A 13,415-nucleotide genomic window follows, 5' to 3' on the forward strand; every position below is an offset into this window, starting at 1 on the left:
CATAGGATAGGGCAAACGGCCTAAAGGGGAGAGCATCATGCAAAACATCGAAATGATTAGAATGCAAATAAATTATCTTGTTACACAAGCACGTCATGATATTTATACGTTATCTACCTTGAGTGACACTTCCATGAAGCCGCAAATTTTTCAACGGTTATGGGATGCACTATCAACTATTCATTTTCTTAGTGAATGGCTGGCAAATCAAGCGAAGAATAGTGATCATATTTTACCTTCACAACCATCTATGCCTGTTCCTTCAGGGAATTTAAATCACTCACAAATTCCTCCTTTACCCAATCCACCTATATCACAGTCTAATCAACGAACGTTTACAGTTGGAGAATTAGCCACATTTACTGGGAAAAATGGGAGACCAGCTTATGTTGCGGTCAATGGCATTGTCTATGATGTGACAAACAATCGGGCTTGGGCAGCTGCTACTCACTTTGGCTTAATTGCAGGCAAAGATTATACACAGGAATTTGCTTCTTGTCATGCTGGGCAACAATCGATCTTAGCTACACTACCTGTTGTAGGGAGGTTGGTTTAATGGAAGGGAAAATTTTGCCACCAGAGTCTTTAACAAATGAAGCCATTGCGGAAAGGTTAACAAGTACGGCACTGGAGAGCCTCAAAAAGAGGATTATCAAGAAAAAAAACCTCATTTACTTAGAATTAAATGGTTGTTCCGGTAATATCATTTCCTTGTTAAACGGGCAGAATCCCGACTTTGAGTACACGTTAAATTCAATGGTTGATCTTAAGTTTTGCAATAGTTTAATGGCTGCTGAAGGAGAGCGGGCGATCGAAAAACTAATAAATGCGATGGACGAAGAGTATATTCTAGCAGTTGAAGGAGCTGTGGCGTTAAAAAACAATGGTTTATTCAATATTATCGGCAGCTGGCAAGGAAAGCCTCTTACAGGCCTTCAAGCAGCTAAGATGCTCGGGGAAAAGGCTTCACATATTTTAGCCGTGGGGGCTTGTGCCACACATGGCGGGGTGTCAGCAGCAAAACCCAATCCATCCCAATCTGTGGGGTTGCAACAGGTCCTGCCTGACAAAAACATGATTAAACTTCCCGGATGTCCTGTTCATCCAGACTGGTTTTTAGGGACATTAGCGCATCTTTTATTATATGGGGAGCCGGAAACAGACAACTTAGACCGGCCATTAATGTTTTATAGCACGCTTATCCATGACCGGTGTCCAAGAAGACCGTTTTTTGACCGAGGCATTTTTGCTGAAAAATTAGGGGATAAAACATGTTTATTTAAGCTCGGATGCCGGGGCCCTGTGACGAGAGTAGATTGTCCAACAAGGCAATGGAATGGTCATGTGAATTGGCCGATAGGAGATAATACGCCATGTATTGGCTGTGCTCAGTTTGGTTTTCCAGATGCTATGGCGCCGTTCATTAGTTATGACACGACAAGGGTGGTGAAGAATGAGTAAGAGAATCGTGATTAATCCGTTGACACGAATAAGCGGTTTTATGGAAATTGATGTGATTATCGACCAGAATCAAGTCGTTGATGTCAAAACAAAAGGAAATTTATTTCGCGGCTTTGAGCAAATGTTAGTAGGAAGAAGTCCGTTCGATGCCGTTTATTTTACTCAGCGAATATGCGGCATTTGCTCTGCAGCCCACTCAATGGCTTCATCCCTTGCTTTAGAAGATGCGTTAAACGTTGAACCAATGGAACAAGGAAAATATTTACGAGATATCATCCATTGTTGTGAGTTTTTACAAAATCATATCCGCCATTTTTATCAATATACTGTTCCTGACTATGTAAAGATTGAACAAAATTCTCTTTTCCAGACCGACCATGACGATTTTCGATTACCCAAAAACATTAATGACCGGATTTCACAGCATTACTTTGATTCCCTCAAGTTCAGTCGTCTAGCTCACGAGATGTTAGCCGTTTTAGGTGGTAAAGCTCCCCATAATCATGGGGTTTTTATTGGAGGGATAACCACACAGGCAACAGCCGAGAAAGTCGTTCATATCGATTCTATTTTAGGGGGAATTTCCAGATTTATTGATGAAAAAATGATCCCAGATGTATATGACATTGCGCACTTCTATGCAGACTATTTTCGCATAGGCGGAGGGTATGGCAACCTTTTAACCTATGGTGCTTTTAACCATTATAAGGAGTTAGGCACACTATATGTGGATCCGCTTGTATCCACAACGGAATCTGTTGAAGCATTTGATGAACGTAAAATTCAAGAAAAAATAGATTACTCCTATTTCAAATCAATAACTAACAGCAACCAACCAAATGAAGAAGTGACAGAGCCGGATATGGACAAAGAAAAAGCCTATTCCTGGGTGAAAGCACCAAGATATAATGGGCTCCCTATTGAGGTCGGACCGTTGGCAAGATTAATACTAAGTGGAGCGTATAACAACGGAATCTCCGCTATGGATCGAACGATTGCCAGAGCACTAGAAGCAAAGAAAATCACAGAAATTATGAAAATATTACTTCAGCAAATCATTCCAGGAGTAGATGTGCAAAAAAAATATGAACTCCCAGAATTGGCATCTGGAAGGGGGTTAGTGGATACAACGAGAGGGGCACTAGGTCATTGGCTAAAGATTCGAGATAAGAAAATCTCCTTCTATCAAATCATTACTCCTTCCACATGGGATTTCTCAACTAGGGATGATAATGGTTTTAGAGGTACTGCTGAAGAAGCCTTAGTCGGTACGCCTATTCAGAATCCAGATAAACCTGCGGAGATTGGCAGAATTCTTCGTTCCTTTGATCCGTGTATGTCATGTGCGACTCATGTATATAGTCCAGGAAAACAAGTAAAAACCATAAAGGTGTTTTAATGGAAAAAATAATTGTTTTAGGTATTGGCAATCAATTAATGATGGATGATGGAATTGGAATTTATCTAATTGAGCAACTATCCATGCTGAATCGTACCCCGTATGTATCTTTTTTGATTGGAGAATCAGATATTGATTACTGCATGGATCAAATAATGAAAGCTACATTTGTAATCATTGTGGATGCTGTATTTTCAGGAAACAAACCAGGAGAGCTTACCGTTTATCCACTTGCTAATTTACATGAATATCAAACTTTAAACATATCAGCGCATAACTTTCACTTGTTTCAATCATTGTATCAGCAGAAAGAATCAAAAAAGGGTTATCTCATAGGAGTAGAGCCTTATGAGATAAGGTTCCATATAGGATTAAGCAAAACTTTAAGAGAAAAATGGAAAACGATTTTACAAGATGTATCACAGACCATTGATAGGTTGATTGCAAAGAATTGAGTGTGTTATAGATCTTCAGATTATCAAATCAGATGGAGTAGCGATTGAAGAAGCAATCAATAGATAAAAAAGGTCAACCAGAAATCTGGCTGACCTTATAATACGAACGGGTGCGTTAGTTAGAAAAGGAGCGTTAAATACATATTTTACTACAAAGTCCTGTGCACACTCTCCATTTGCTCGGCAATGTTCTTCCCTAACCGTTTCGACTGCGCCGTTGCCTCTTTGATACATTCAACAAAAGCTTCTTGTACACCGTGCCCTGCAAGAATTTTTAATCCAGCTTCTGTTGTTCCGCCAGGACTTGTTACCGCATGGCGAAGCTCCTGTGGTGTTTTTGTCGTTTTGGCTACCATTTGTGCTGCCCCTATTAAGGTTTGAACAATTAATTGTTGTGCCATATCTCGCTCTAAGCCTATTTCAACGGCGCTTTTTTCCATTGCTTCGATCAAATAATAGATATAGGCAGGACCACTACCGGATAGGCCTGTGACCGCATCTAACTGGTGTTCCTCTACAAAAGCTGTCATTCCCACTGTATCAAAAAGCATTTGCACATTTCTTTTTTGATCGTCATCTACTTTGGCATTGACAGCAATCGCTGTGGCGGATTGTCCTACGGCTGCTGATGTATTAGGCATCGCTCGAACGATCGCAAGCTGCTTTTGTGAGAGTAATTCAATGGAATCCATTGAGACACCTGCTAAAACAGAGACAATCAGCATGTTAGACTTTAATAAATGTCGTACTTGTTCAATGGAGGCTGCAGCATCTTTTGGTTTCATCGCAAGTAGAACCATGTCTGCTCCTTCCAATAGTTCACGATGATCATACGTGGAGCTTACGCCGTATTGCTCGTGAAGTGTTGCCAGTCTATCTGCATTGCTGCGATTGGTCACCCATATTTTTTCAGGGTTGATTAATTGATTTTCCACAATCCCCGCTACTAATGCCTCTGACATTGATCCTGCTCCGATAACCGCTATTTTCTCCACGTTTCTTCCTCCTAAAATCCATTTATAAAAACAAAAAGACCCTTCATCCTAACAAGGACGAAAGGTCTTAGCTTCCGTGGTACCACCTTCATTTACACTTTTCCTCAAACAATGGGAAAGTGCAACTCAAATCCGTTAACGCCGGAGAACACGGTTAGGTTTGCCTAACAGCTCATAAGGTAGGTTCGGTGGGTAAGGGACGGTAAAGCCTTTCAGCCGGTGAGCTTTACTCTCTTTTGTCTTTTGCCACGTACTGGCCTTATTCATTGCCACTTTAACGCTCTAAATGATTTACTAGTGATTATGCAAGATAACCAACCCTTCTGTCAAGAGGGAATGCAGCCTGACTTTTCGCATTTTTCAAAAAACGATATATGAAAATAATGACATTCTTGATAACATTGGGTAAAATATACATATGTACTATTGTTATATAACAATTATAATCAAGGGGTTTGAATATGACAGAATGGCGTGATGGAATTGCAAAGATGGTTTTGCCTACTCCTTTTCCAGTCGGCGATGTGAACGTGTATGTAATAAGGGGGGAACGTTTGACATTAATAGACGTCGGTCCAAATACGGAGGAAGCATTTGTATCGCTTCAAAATCAACTAGCTCAACTTGGTCTCCAGCTAACAGATATCGAACAAGTCATACTAACCCATGATCATCCGGATCATGCTGGTTTGCTCGATCGGTTTTCTCCTGATTTAGAGGTTTACGGACATGCTAACAATGAACGCTGGCTAGATCGAACCGATGAGTTTTATCATGACTACGATTCTTTTTATCGGCAGTTGTTTGTGGAATGTGGCATTCCGGACAAGTATTATGACCCTTTTATCGGTGGAATGAAACAAATGCTCTTGTTTTCCTGCAACCGATCGTTATCAGGTACGCTTTCTGAGGGGGAAGTTCCGATAGGATTACCTGAATGGACAGTGATTGAAACGCCTGGTCATGCCCAGAGTCAGATCGGTCTATTTCGTAAAAAGGATGGGGTGCTGATTGGAGGAGATCTTCTATTGGCGCATATTTCTGCGAATCCGCTTCTGGAGCCTCCGCTCCCAGGAGAGAGAGAACGTCCAAAACCACAGCTTCAAGTCAATGATTCCTTGCAGAAGCTTCTTACCCTTCCTATTCGTCTTACTTATACGGGACATGGAGAAGAGGTAACGGATGTTCATGGTCTTGTTGAAAAGAGACTCTCTCATCAAGTTTTGCGTGCTGAGCAAGTGAAGGAATGGCTGGAGCAGGAATCTATGACCGCTTTTCAAATATGTCAACGCTTATTTCCTTCGGTCTACAAGAGACAGTTGGGGTTGACCATTTCAGAATCCATCGCACAGTTAGATTATTTATTAGATGGTAAAAAAATACAAGGTACAAAGGTAAATGGGACCTTTGTTTATAGTGCGGATCTATAAAAAATAATGAAGCTCCTTCCTAAAAAAGGAAAGGAGCTTCATTTTACCCTTTTTGCGAAAGAGTTTTTTTCCATAGTAGAGATTGTAAAGCAGGGTAGTTCACTAAAATCGTCCCTAACAAAATGGTAGCGGCACCAATCCCGGTATACCATGTCATTTCTTCCTGATAGAAGGTGACACCTAAGCCAACAGCGATAAGAGGTGAAATATATAGCCATGTGGACGGGAAGACTGGATCCGTTTTTGTCACAAGCCAATAATATAGGCTATGTCCAACCATAGAGCCAATGATGATTAGATAAAGAAGGGAACCGATGGATGCTGTGTGAATCAATGATGATGGTTGAACCTTCTCTGTTATCAATGATAGTAGGAATAAAAGTAAACCACCGTGCATCATTTGAACGGCGTTTAATACAAGGGGAGAAGCAACGATTTTCTCCTTCACCTGTTTGGTATAAATCGTCCCTGAAGCATAAAAGACTTCACCTACTACGATTGCTAGACATCCCATGATCCATAAGAAATGTACGTTTAAAGAAATGCTCGGCAAAATTAACACGACTACTCCAGCCAATCCAATCATACAACCTATCATGGATGTATAAGACGTTTTTTGTTTTAGTAAAAGGGTGGATATGATTAAAATCATCATGGGTCCTGTTGCTGATAGAACCGCTGCTACTCCTGAAGAAACGTACTGTTCAGCCCAATATAATGTGGCGAATGTTCCGAACGTTAACCCTACTCCAGTAAAAAAGAGCTCTTTTCTAAAAAGTATTTTTAAAGAAACCTTGTCCTTCCACCTCATAAATAGAAATAATAGAAACCCGGCACTGAAAAATCGAAGTCCTGCACCGAAAAACGGTGGAATTCCCGCATCCACACCTATTTTAATCGCTAAAAAGGTGGTTCCAAAGATAAAGCACATAAGTAAATAAAACAAAATAATCATTTTCCATTCCTCCTTGCCACTAATCATACCGCTAGAAGAATAGAACAGTTGTAGATGAACAGAACAGATGATGTTAAATTATGTTACAATCAAAAATCATAAGGGGGTGTCTTTAATGAGTAAACACGCGCAACGAAAGTATCTTTTTGAGGAAGTATACGAGTATTTATGGCAAAGAATAGAGCGTTCGGACTGGAAGACTGGTGACAAGTTGCCGTCGATTCGTGAATTGTCATTGGAAATGAACGTTCATCGGCTGACCGTTTTCAAAGCTTATCAAATGCTGAAGCAACAAGGTAAGGTGTTTGTAAAAGATAAATCTGGTTATTATGTTCAAGGAAGTTCCACACCCCCTTTAGATGGCCACTCTTTGCTTCGAGCTAATGAGAAAACATATAACCTATCTGACATCCATCAGCAAAGCGTCCAATATCAGTTTTCACAAGCATTAATTGATCCTAATCTATTGCCAAATCACTTCTTATCAGATTATGTAAAAAAGGTTTTTGATTTGTATCCTAAGGTGCTTTCTACCTACTCTACCGTACAAGGGGATATGGAGCTGCGTGATACATTGGCGAACTATTTTATTAAACGCTATAAAACTCATCTTTCCCTTGATGATATCCTCATCACTTCAGGCTCTCAGCAAGCTCTCCATCTAATCGCTCAATTATTTATCAAACCAAGAGATACGGTGCTACTGGAGCGGCCAAGCTATAGTGCTGCAATTGATATTTTTAAAAGCCAGGATGCCCATTTGATAGCGATCGATATTCAGCCTTATGGCTATGATTTAGAGCAAGTTGAAATGCTTATGAAAAAATACAAGCCGAGACTGTTTTATGTGAACCCAACCTTTCATAATCCAACCGGTTATACGGTCCCAACGGCACAACGAAAGAAGTTAGTGGAATTAGCTGAACGATACAACTGTTTAATTGTTGAGGACGATGCGTATCACGATATTTATTTCGAAAAAGCTCCACCACCGCCTCTTTATACATTTGATACAGCTGGTGTCGTCATTTATGTGAGAAGCTTTTGCAAATATGTTTCACCTGGACTACGTGTGGCAGCTTGTATTGTTCCACCTGCCTTGAAAGATGGCTTGCTTACAGTGAAAGCACTTGCCGATAATGGCTCCCCACTACTTAATCAAAAAATCTTTCTGCACTATTTTTCCTCTCCTCGGCTGCAGCAGCACTTAGAAAAGCTTAGAATTGCTCTGCAAATTCGTAAGGAAATTATGGAGGAAGAATTACAGAAGACGAATTGGAGCTGGGTAAGTCCTGATGGAGGCTTAAATTTATGGGTTGAGCTTCCTGCCCCTCTTCCGACAGATAAGTTGTTACAGAAAGCGATTGAGAATTCGGTTTCCTTTGTTCCTGGATTGATTTGTGATCCTTTGCAACAAGGATTTTCTTCTTCGCTTCGTTTAAGTTATTCTTACGCCAATGAAGAGCAGTTGAGGGTAGGGATTAGAAGGTTAATCGAGGTAGTGAATACGTATGCATGATTTTTTAGCTTTTTTTAAAGGGTTTGTGGTAAGTTATATGTAGCTCGACAAATGCTACATAGATAAGATGGTGATTGTATTGGAACAATTAAAAGGGAAACATATTGTTATAACAGGAGCTTCATCAGGGATTGGAGAAAAGGTGGCTCTTATGGCGGCTGAGCGCGGAGTGCGGCCCATTCTTATAGCTCGTTCTATTGACAAGCTACAAACAATTGGTGAGGAAATTAACCGAAAAACGGGTGTTAATGCCTTGTTTTTTCAGTTGGATGTTGGTGATATCAATCAGGTTCAACAGGTGTTTTCACAAATTAAGCAAGAGGTTGGTCATATCGATATTCTCGTAAACAATGCTGGGTTTGGCGTGTTTGATTCCTTCCATGAGGCCGATTTTGCTGATATTGAAAAAATGTTTCAAGTGAACGTACTCGGTTTAATGGCTTGTACGAAAGAGGTTCTTCCTGTGATGATGGCTCAAAATTCAGGTCATATCATTAATATTGCCTCACAGGCCGGCAAGCTTGCCACTCCTAAGTCCAGTGGATATTCGGCTACGAAGCATGCGGTGTTAGGATTTACGAATAGCTTACGACTAGAGCTTGCAAAATCAAATATACGTGTATCGGCGGTAAACCCTGGTCCGATAGAAACCAATTTCTTTTCAATTGCTGATAAATCAGGAAACTACGTAAAAAACGTGAATCGATTCATGCTGAAATCGGATTATGTTGCTGAAAAAATTATTCAATTAATGCTCAACCCTAAGCGTGAGCTTAACCTTCCAGGCTGGATGAATATGGGGAGTACCATCTATAATCTCATCCCAGGATTAGCTGAACGCTTTGTTGGCGGCTTTTTCGATAAAAAATAAAAATCACCTTGTGGGTGATTTTTTTAATTGGTCAAATATTCATAAACAGCATCGTTGATTAATTCAAATAAAGGAACCTGATCCTCTTGTGCTTGTTCTTCTACTATCCGTTCGTACAATTTCTCATAGTCTTCTTCACTTGCCTCGTGCTCGTACTGCTGAAGGCATTGCCTAATCATTTTATAAATAAGTTTCTTCTCCATTCCCTTACACCTCTTCTTTAGCCATTATAACTTACCAATATTCACAAAAGGAAATAGAATAAAATTTCCATTGAAACCGAACGTATATTCGCTTAATATAAGAATATACTAAAAAGAGAACGAATGTTCCTATTTGATGTTTGGGAGAGAGAGAACAAGATGATTAATTACAGTGAGTTGCCCCATCAAACCATTTTATGTGTGGACATGAAGAGCTTTTATGCAAGCTGTTCGGCTGTCATGGAAGGACTGGATCCACTTGAGTGTTATTTGGCAGTGATTGGAGATAAAGAGCGAGAGGGAAGTATTGTATTAGCTGCATCACCGAAGTTAAAGAAGGAATTTGGTATTAAAACCGGATCAAGGAAGTTTGACATTCCAGACGATCCGAAAATTCAAGTAGTTGAGCCGAAAATGGCTACTTATTTACGTATTTCCACTGAAATTACGAAGGTGTTTCATCGTTACGTTCCAAAGGAGGCCATTCATACGTATAGCGTCGACGAAAGCTTTCTGAAAATTGATGGAGCCCTTCATTTATGGGGAGATGCATGGACAGTTGCACAGAAGATTCGTGATGATATTGAGCGAGAATTTCAGCTGCCCTGTGCGATCGGAATTGGTCCGAACATGCTATTATCAAAGCTTTGTCTTGATTTGGAAGCGAAAAAGAAGGGAATTGCTGAATGGACGTATGAGGATGTAAAAACAAAGCTTTGGAATGTTTCTCCTTTACGTGAGATGTGGGGAATCGGAAGAAGGGTAGAGAAAACATTAAATGGAATGGGAATTTTTACGGTCGGTCAGCTTGCTCGCTTCGATTTGCAAAAGCTTGAGAAAAAGTTTGGGATTATGGGAAATCAACTTTACCACCACGCATGGGGAGTGGATTTATCCGAAATTGGAGCACCTATTATGGAGGGACAAATTAGCTTTGGGAAAAGTCAAATATTGCTTCGTGATTATAAAGAAGAAGTAGAAATCAAACGCGTCATTCTAGAAATGTGTGAAGAGGTTGCGAGAAGAGCAAGAACCCATAAGAAGGCAGGTCGAACAATCAGCTTCGGCATTGGTTATAGTCAGGACGAGTTCGGAGGAGGCTTTTACCGTTCGCGGTCGATTGAGGTACCGACGAACGTCACGATGGAGCTGTATGATGTTTGTCTACGTCTATTTGCTGAGCACTACGAAGGAAAAACGGTACGGAAAATCTCCATCGCCCTTAGCAATATTTGTGATGATACAGACTATCAGTTAAATATTTTTGAACCGAATGGCTGGAAGGAACGAGAGCTCGGGTATGTTGTGGACCGTATCCGCAATCGGTACGGGCATGGCGCTCTATTGCGTGCGGTATCGTATACAGCAGCGGGAACAGCCAAGCATCGTGCCAAGCTAGTTGGCGGTCATAAGAGGTAAGGAGGAACAAGGATGATTCGAGATAGAGGAAGAATCAAGTGGACATCAATGATGCTTCCTGAGCATGTTAAGCTACTGCGCGATTGGGCGGAAGAGGATTCTTACGAGAAAGAAAAGGAGATGGATGAACAAAAGCTGGAGGAGATGAACCATTTGTTATTAGCGGCGATGGAGGAGCATCAAGCGGTGATGGTTACTCATTATCGTTACCGGAAGCACGAATTGATTATCGGACAAATCCATTATTGGGATGAGCTTCAGCAAAGGCTTCATATTGTTGATCATTTTGGGGAGGTTCACCGAGTCCCCCTTTCGAGCATTGTAGATGTACAAATGAAGGAGTAAGAGCAGTCTCCGAAAAGGAAACCGCTGCTTAAAGATTATTCAGGAGTTTTTACTGCGCGATCACGGGCCTGAAACTTTCCTTTATGCGCTCCATCACAAAAGGGACGTTTGGATGAGAGACCACAACGGCATAAAGAGAACGTGGGTTTCGTTTCAAATACATTTCCGTCCATATCAATCAATTCAACCTCACCAGTGACACGTAAAGAACCGTTGTCCATTACTTTAATCTGAACCTTCGACAAACTGACCACTCCTACCAAAAAATGTAATAATTTCGTAAAGAATTCATTGCCGAAAAGCAAATCATAGGGCAATAAAAAAACGCTATGTTACAATGATTATATGAAGTGGCATAGGAAACATGATGAAAAGCTGGAGGAACAGATAATGAATATTACGATAACAGAAATAGCAGCAAAGAAAATTAGCGAGAAAATAAATGGAAAGCAAGGATTTTTGAAGCTAAAGTACGATATAGAAGGCTGTGGGTGTGTAGTAAGTGGCGTACCAACTCTATGGTTAGTGAATGAGCTGGATGAGGATGATGATAAAGCCATTGAAACGAACGAGCAAACGGTGTATATCGAAAAATCAAAGGCAGTATTTCTTGATGAAGAATTAAAAATTGATTTCTCTCAGAATGCAAATACATTCCAATTAAAAAGTGTAGGACAATACCTAAACCCAAGAATGGCCTTTGTCGATAAAACAAAATAGAACTATTCAACGAGCAGATCTACTACAAAAGTGGATCTGCTTTCTTTTTATAGAAAATTAGCATTTTTTGGATATTTCTTGCATTCACTGATAGTGGGGGGATGATATGCGAAATTGGCGAGGAATACTGCTAATTGGTATTGCTATTCTACTCACATCATGTCGGGCAGCAACTATAGAAGTGGCAGTGCCTTTTGAAGTAAAAGAGACGATTGTAGAAGAAAAGCTTACGGATGGAGTCATCATCATGTATACAACAGCTCAAGAGCATGAAGGAGAAGATTTTGATGCGATAAGCATCGCATATCTGGAGGGAGATGAAGAGAAAGGCTGGACGAATGAAGGCGGTAATCATTGGGAATATAAAGGAACTAACCCACTAACCGTCTATTACCAAGACATATATGATTATAGTAGTCAGGGGAAAATTCTGAGTAGATTTCAGCTTACATATGGACAGATAGAAAGTGCGGACATTGTATCTATTGAAGGATCGGAAACTGGCAATCAATACGTCAATTTAACCATAATCGAAAAAGAAGGAAAGAGGTATTTTTTTGAAATGAAAAAGTACCCTTATATTCGGGCACTAGATAAGGAAAAGAAAGTGATTGCAGAAGAGAAGCCGAGACGTTAGAAATGTCTCGGCTTTTTTATTTATCACTTAAAAGTGGGGAAAAAACAAAATCATGCAGAAACTCGTCAATGACTTGTTCGTAATCTTCCTTATTTTCGTTTAACGATTGGGCATGAACACCATTTTCAGCAAGAAATAATTTTTTAGGTCCTTTTTTCTTTTCATATAGGGCTTGCGTCATCGTTGGAAGAATAAAATCATCCTTTTTGCTGTGAATAAAAAGAATGGGTTTTTTGATCCCATCGATAACAGTAATAGGCGCAATGCTTTGCAGCGAGTAGCGGTCCCGTACACGGAGGAACAAGTCTGCAACAGGAAGAAACACCTTTCCAGGTAATCGTAACTCGCGCTTTAAACGATATGCAAGCTGCTCTTTAAAGTCGGAAAAAGGGCAATCTGCAATGTAAAAATCAGCACCATCCTCGAGCATTCCTGCATACAAAAGCATGGTTGCTGCTCCCATTGATTCCCCATGAATACCAAGAAGGAGATGTGGGCCTTGGTCTGCTTTTAACCAGTCAACAATCGCTTTTAAATCAAATTTTTCATAATGACCATAGCTAGTTGTTTTTCCTCCCGATTCCCCGTGGCGCCGATGATCATAAATGACGGCGTTAAATCCTCTTTCAAGAAACAAGTTCATATATTTAATCGAATTGACTTTATTTTCGGTCACTCCATGACAAATAATCACGTACTTCTTTGTATGATGTGGCTCCAACACAATCGTTTTTAAGTGGTAACCAAATGGGGAAGTGATAAGAACTTCTCGTTTCGGAATTCGTTCGAAATCCTCAGGGTTGTAACGACCTGCCGTCTGTTCCCGATCAACAACGAAAAGGGGATCCTTCGTTCTCATATACATGATCCGATTCGTAAAATAAAGACCAAACGTGATCAAAAATAAAAAAAAGGCAAAAAGGAAACGGAGTGCTTTTCTCAGGCAAACATCCCTCCGATACATGTTTTACTTAATTTTACCATTCAACAGGAATTTAAAACAAAA

At 40.3% G+C, this 13,415-nt stretch carries 16 protein-coding genes; 11 read left to right on the top strand and 5 right to left on the bottom strand.

The window, feature by feature from the left end:
* Positions 1-37 precede the first annotated feature (37 nt).
* From ACRX5O_RS02770 to ACRX5O_RS02785, 4 genes are read left to right on the top strand one after another with little or no spacing between them, the layout of a single operon-like run.
* Complete coding sequence (locus tag ACRX5O_RS02770) at positions 38-556, top strand: cytochrome b5 domain-containing protein (protein WP_433904509.1); 519 nt, start codon at positions 38-40, stop codon at positions 554-556.
* Entirely contained in the window at positions 556-1,461 is a 906-nt protein-coding gene (locus ACRX5O_RS02775; protein ID WP_433904510.1) for a hydrogenase small subunit, read from the top strand. Before ACRX5O_RS02770 ends, ACRX5O_RS02775 begins: the two co-directional genes overlap by 1 nt.
* Entirely contained in the window at positions 1,454-2,860 is a 1,407-nt protein-coding gene (locus ACRX5O_RS02780) for a nickel-dependent hydrogenase large subunit (protein ID WP_433904511.1), read from the top strand. The genes ACRX5O_RS02775 and ACRX5O_RS02780 overlap by 8 nt, the downstream gene beginning before the upstream one ends.
* A complete protein-coding gene (locus ACRX5O_RS02785) occupies positions 2,860-3,315 on the top strand; it encodes a hydrogenase maturation protease (RefSeq protein WP_433904512.1) in 456 nt (151 codons plus the stop codon). Before ACRX5O_RS02780 ends, ACRX5O_RS02785 begins: the two co-directional genes overlap by 1 nt.
* A 149-nt stretch (positions 3,316-3,464) precedes the next feature.
* On the opposite strand, the gene proC is transcribed toward ACRX5O_RS02785, so the two are convergent.
* Positions 3,465-4,310, bottom strand: a complete 846-nt coding sequence (gene proC / locus ACRX5O_RS02790; RefSeq protein WP_433904513.1) for a pyrroline-5-carboxylate reductase — start codon at positions 4,308-4,310, stop codon at positions 3,465-3,467.
* Between the two features lie 461 nt (positions 4,311-4,771).
* Here proC and ACRX5O_RS02795 point away from each other — a divergent pair, with 461 nt between their 5' ends.
* Positions 4,772-5,740 (top strand): MBL fold metallo-hydrolase, encoded by a 969-nt coding sequence (locus ACRX5O_RS02795; protein WP_433904514.1) that lies wholly within the window; start codon positions 4,772-4,774, stop codon positions 5,738-5,740.
* A gap of 43 nt (positions 5,741-5,783) precedes the next feature.
* On the opposite strand, the gene ACRX5O_RS02800 is transcribed toward ACRX5O_RS02795, so the two are convergent.
* Positions 5,784-6,695: a DMT family transporter gene (locus ACRX5O_RS02800; protein WP_433904515.1), complete on the bottom strand. Its 912-nt coding sequence runs from the start codon at positions 6,693-6,695 to the stop codon at positions 5,784-5,786.
* 115 nt (positions 6,696-6,810) lie between these two features.
* Here ACRX5O_RS02800 and ACRX5O_RS02805 point away from each other — a divergent pair, with 115 nt between their 5' ends.
* Positions 6,811-8,214 (top strand): aminotransferase-like domain-containing protein, encoded by a 1,404-nt coding sequence (locus ACRX5O_RS02805; protein ID WP_433904516.1) that lies wholly within the window; start codon positions 6,811-6,813, stop codon positions 8,212-8,214.
* Between the two features lie 67 nt (positions 8,215-8,281).
* A complete protein-coding gene (locus ACRX5O_RS02810) occupies positions 8,282-9,085 on the top strand; it encodes an SDR family NAD(P)-dependent oxidoreductase (protein WP_433904517.1) in 804 nt (267 codons plus the stop codon).
* A gap of 23 nt (positions 9,086-9,108) precedes the next feature.
* On the opposite strand, the gene ACRX5O_RS02815 is transcribed toward ACRX5O_RS02810, so the two are convergent.
* The gene (locus tag ACRX5O_RS02815; RefSeq protein ID WP_433904518.1) at positions 9,109-9,288 is read right to left on the bottom strand and encodes a YqzH family protein; all 180 of its coding nucleotides are present in this window, start codon (positions 9,286-9,288) and stop codon (positions 9,109-9,111) included.
* Between the two features lie 159 nt (positions 9,289-9,447).
* On the opposite strand from ACRX5O_RS02815, the gene ACRX5O_RS02820 reads away from it, so the two are divergent.
* Together ACRX5O_RS02820 and ACRX5O_RS02825 are read left to right on the top strand one after the other, a co-directional pair.
* The gene (locus ACRX5O_RS02820) at positions 9,448-10,707 is read left to right on the top strand and encodes a Y-family DNA polymerase (RefSeq protein ID WP_433904519.1); all 1,260 of its coding nucleotides are present in this window, start codon (positions 9,448-9,450) and stop codon (positions 10,705-10,707) included.
* A gap of 12 nt (positions 10,708-10,719) precedes the next feature.
* Positions 10,720-11,052 carry a YolD-like family protein gene (locus ACRX5O_RS02825; protein WP_119709030.1) on the top strand — a complete coding sequence of 111 codons (333 nt, stop codon included), beginning with the start codon at positions 10,720-10,722 and terminating at the stop codon, positions 11,050-11,052.
* A gap of 35 nt (positions 11,053-11,087) precedes the next feature.
* Here ACRX5O_RS02825 and ACRX5O_RS02830 read toward each other — a convergent pair whose 3' ends face one another.
* The gene (locus ACRX5O_RS02830) at positions 11,088-11,297 is read right to left on the bottom strand and encodes a CDGSH iron-sulfur domain-containing protein (protein ID WP_433904520.1); all 210 of its coding nucleotides are present in this window, start codon (positions 11,295-11,297) and stop codon (positions 11,088-11,090) included.
* Positions 11,298-11,442: 145 nt separating this feature from the next.
* Between ACRX5O_RS02830 and ACRX5O_RS02835 the strand changes: the two genes are divergently transcribed.
* Both ACRX5O_RS02835 and ACRX5O_RS02840 read left to right on the top strand, forming a co-directional pair.
* Positions 11,443-11,772, top strand: a complete 330-nt coding sequence (locus ACRX5O_RS02835; protein WP_433904521.1) for an iron-sulfur cluster biosynthesis family protein — start codon at positions 11,443-11,445, stop codon at positions 11,770-11,772.
* A 106-nt stretch (positions 11,773-11,878) separates the two neighbouring features.
* Positions 11,879-12,409, top strand: coding sequence for a hypothetical protein (locus tag ACRX5O_RS02840; protein WP_433904522.1), 531 nt, complete (start codon positions 11,879-11,881; stop codon positions 12,407-12,409).
* Between the two features lie 16 nt (positions 12,410-12,425).
* Here ACRX5O_RS02840 and ACRX5O_RS02845 read toward each other — a convergent pair whose 3' ends face one another.
* A complete protein-coding gene (locus ACRX5O_RS02845) occupies positions 12,426-13,352 on the bottom strand; it encodes an alpha/beta hydrolase (RefSeq protein ID WP_433904758.1) in 927 nt (308 codons plus the stop codon).
* Positions 13,353-13,415 lie beyond the last annotated feature (63 nt).

Origin of the sequence: Robertmurraya mesotrionivorans (assembly GCF_050971805.1) — a bacterium.
Classification (GTDB): domain Bacteria; phylum Bacillota; class Bacilli; order Bacillales; family Cytobacillaceae; genus Robertmurraya_A.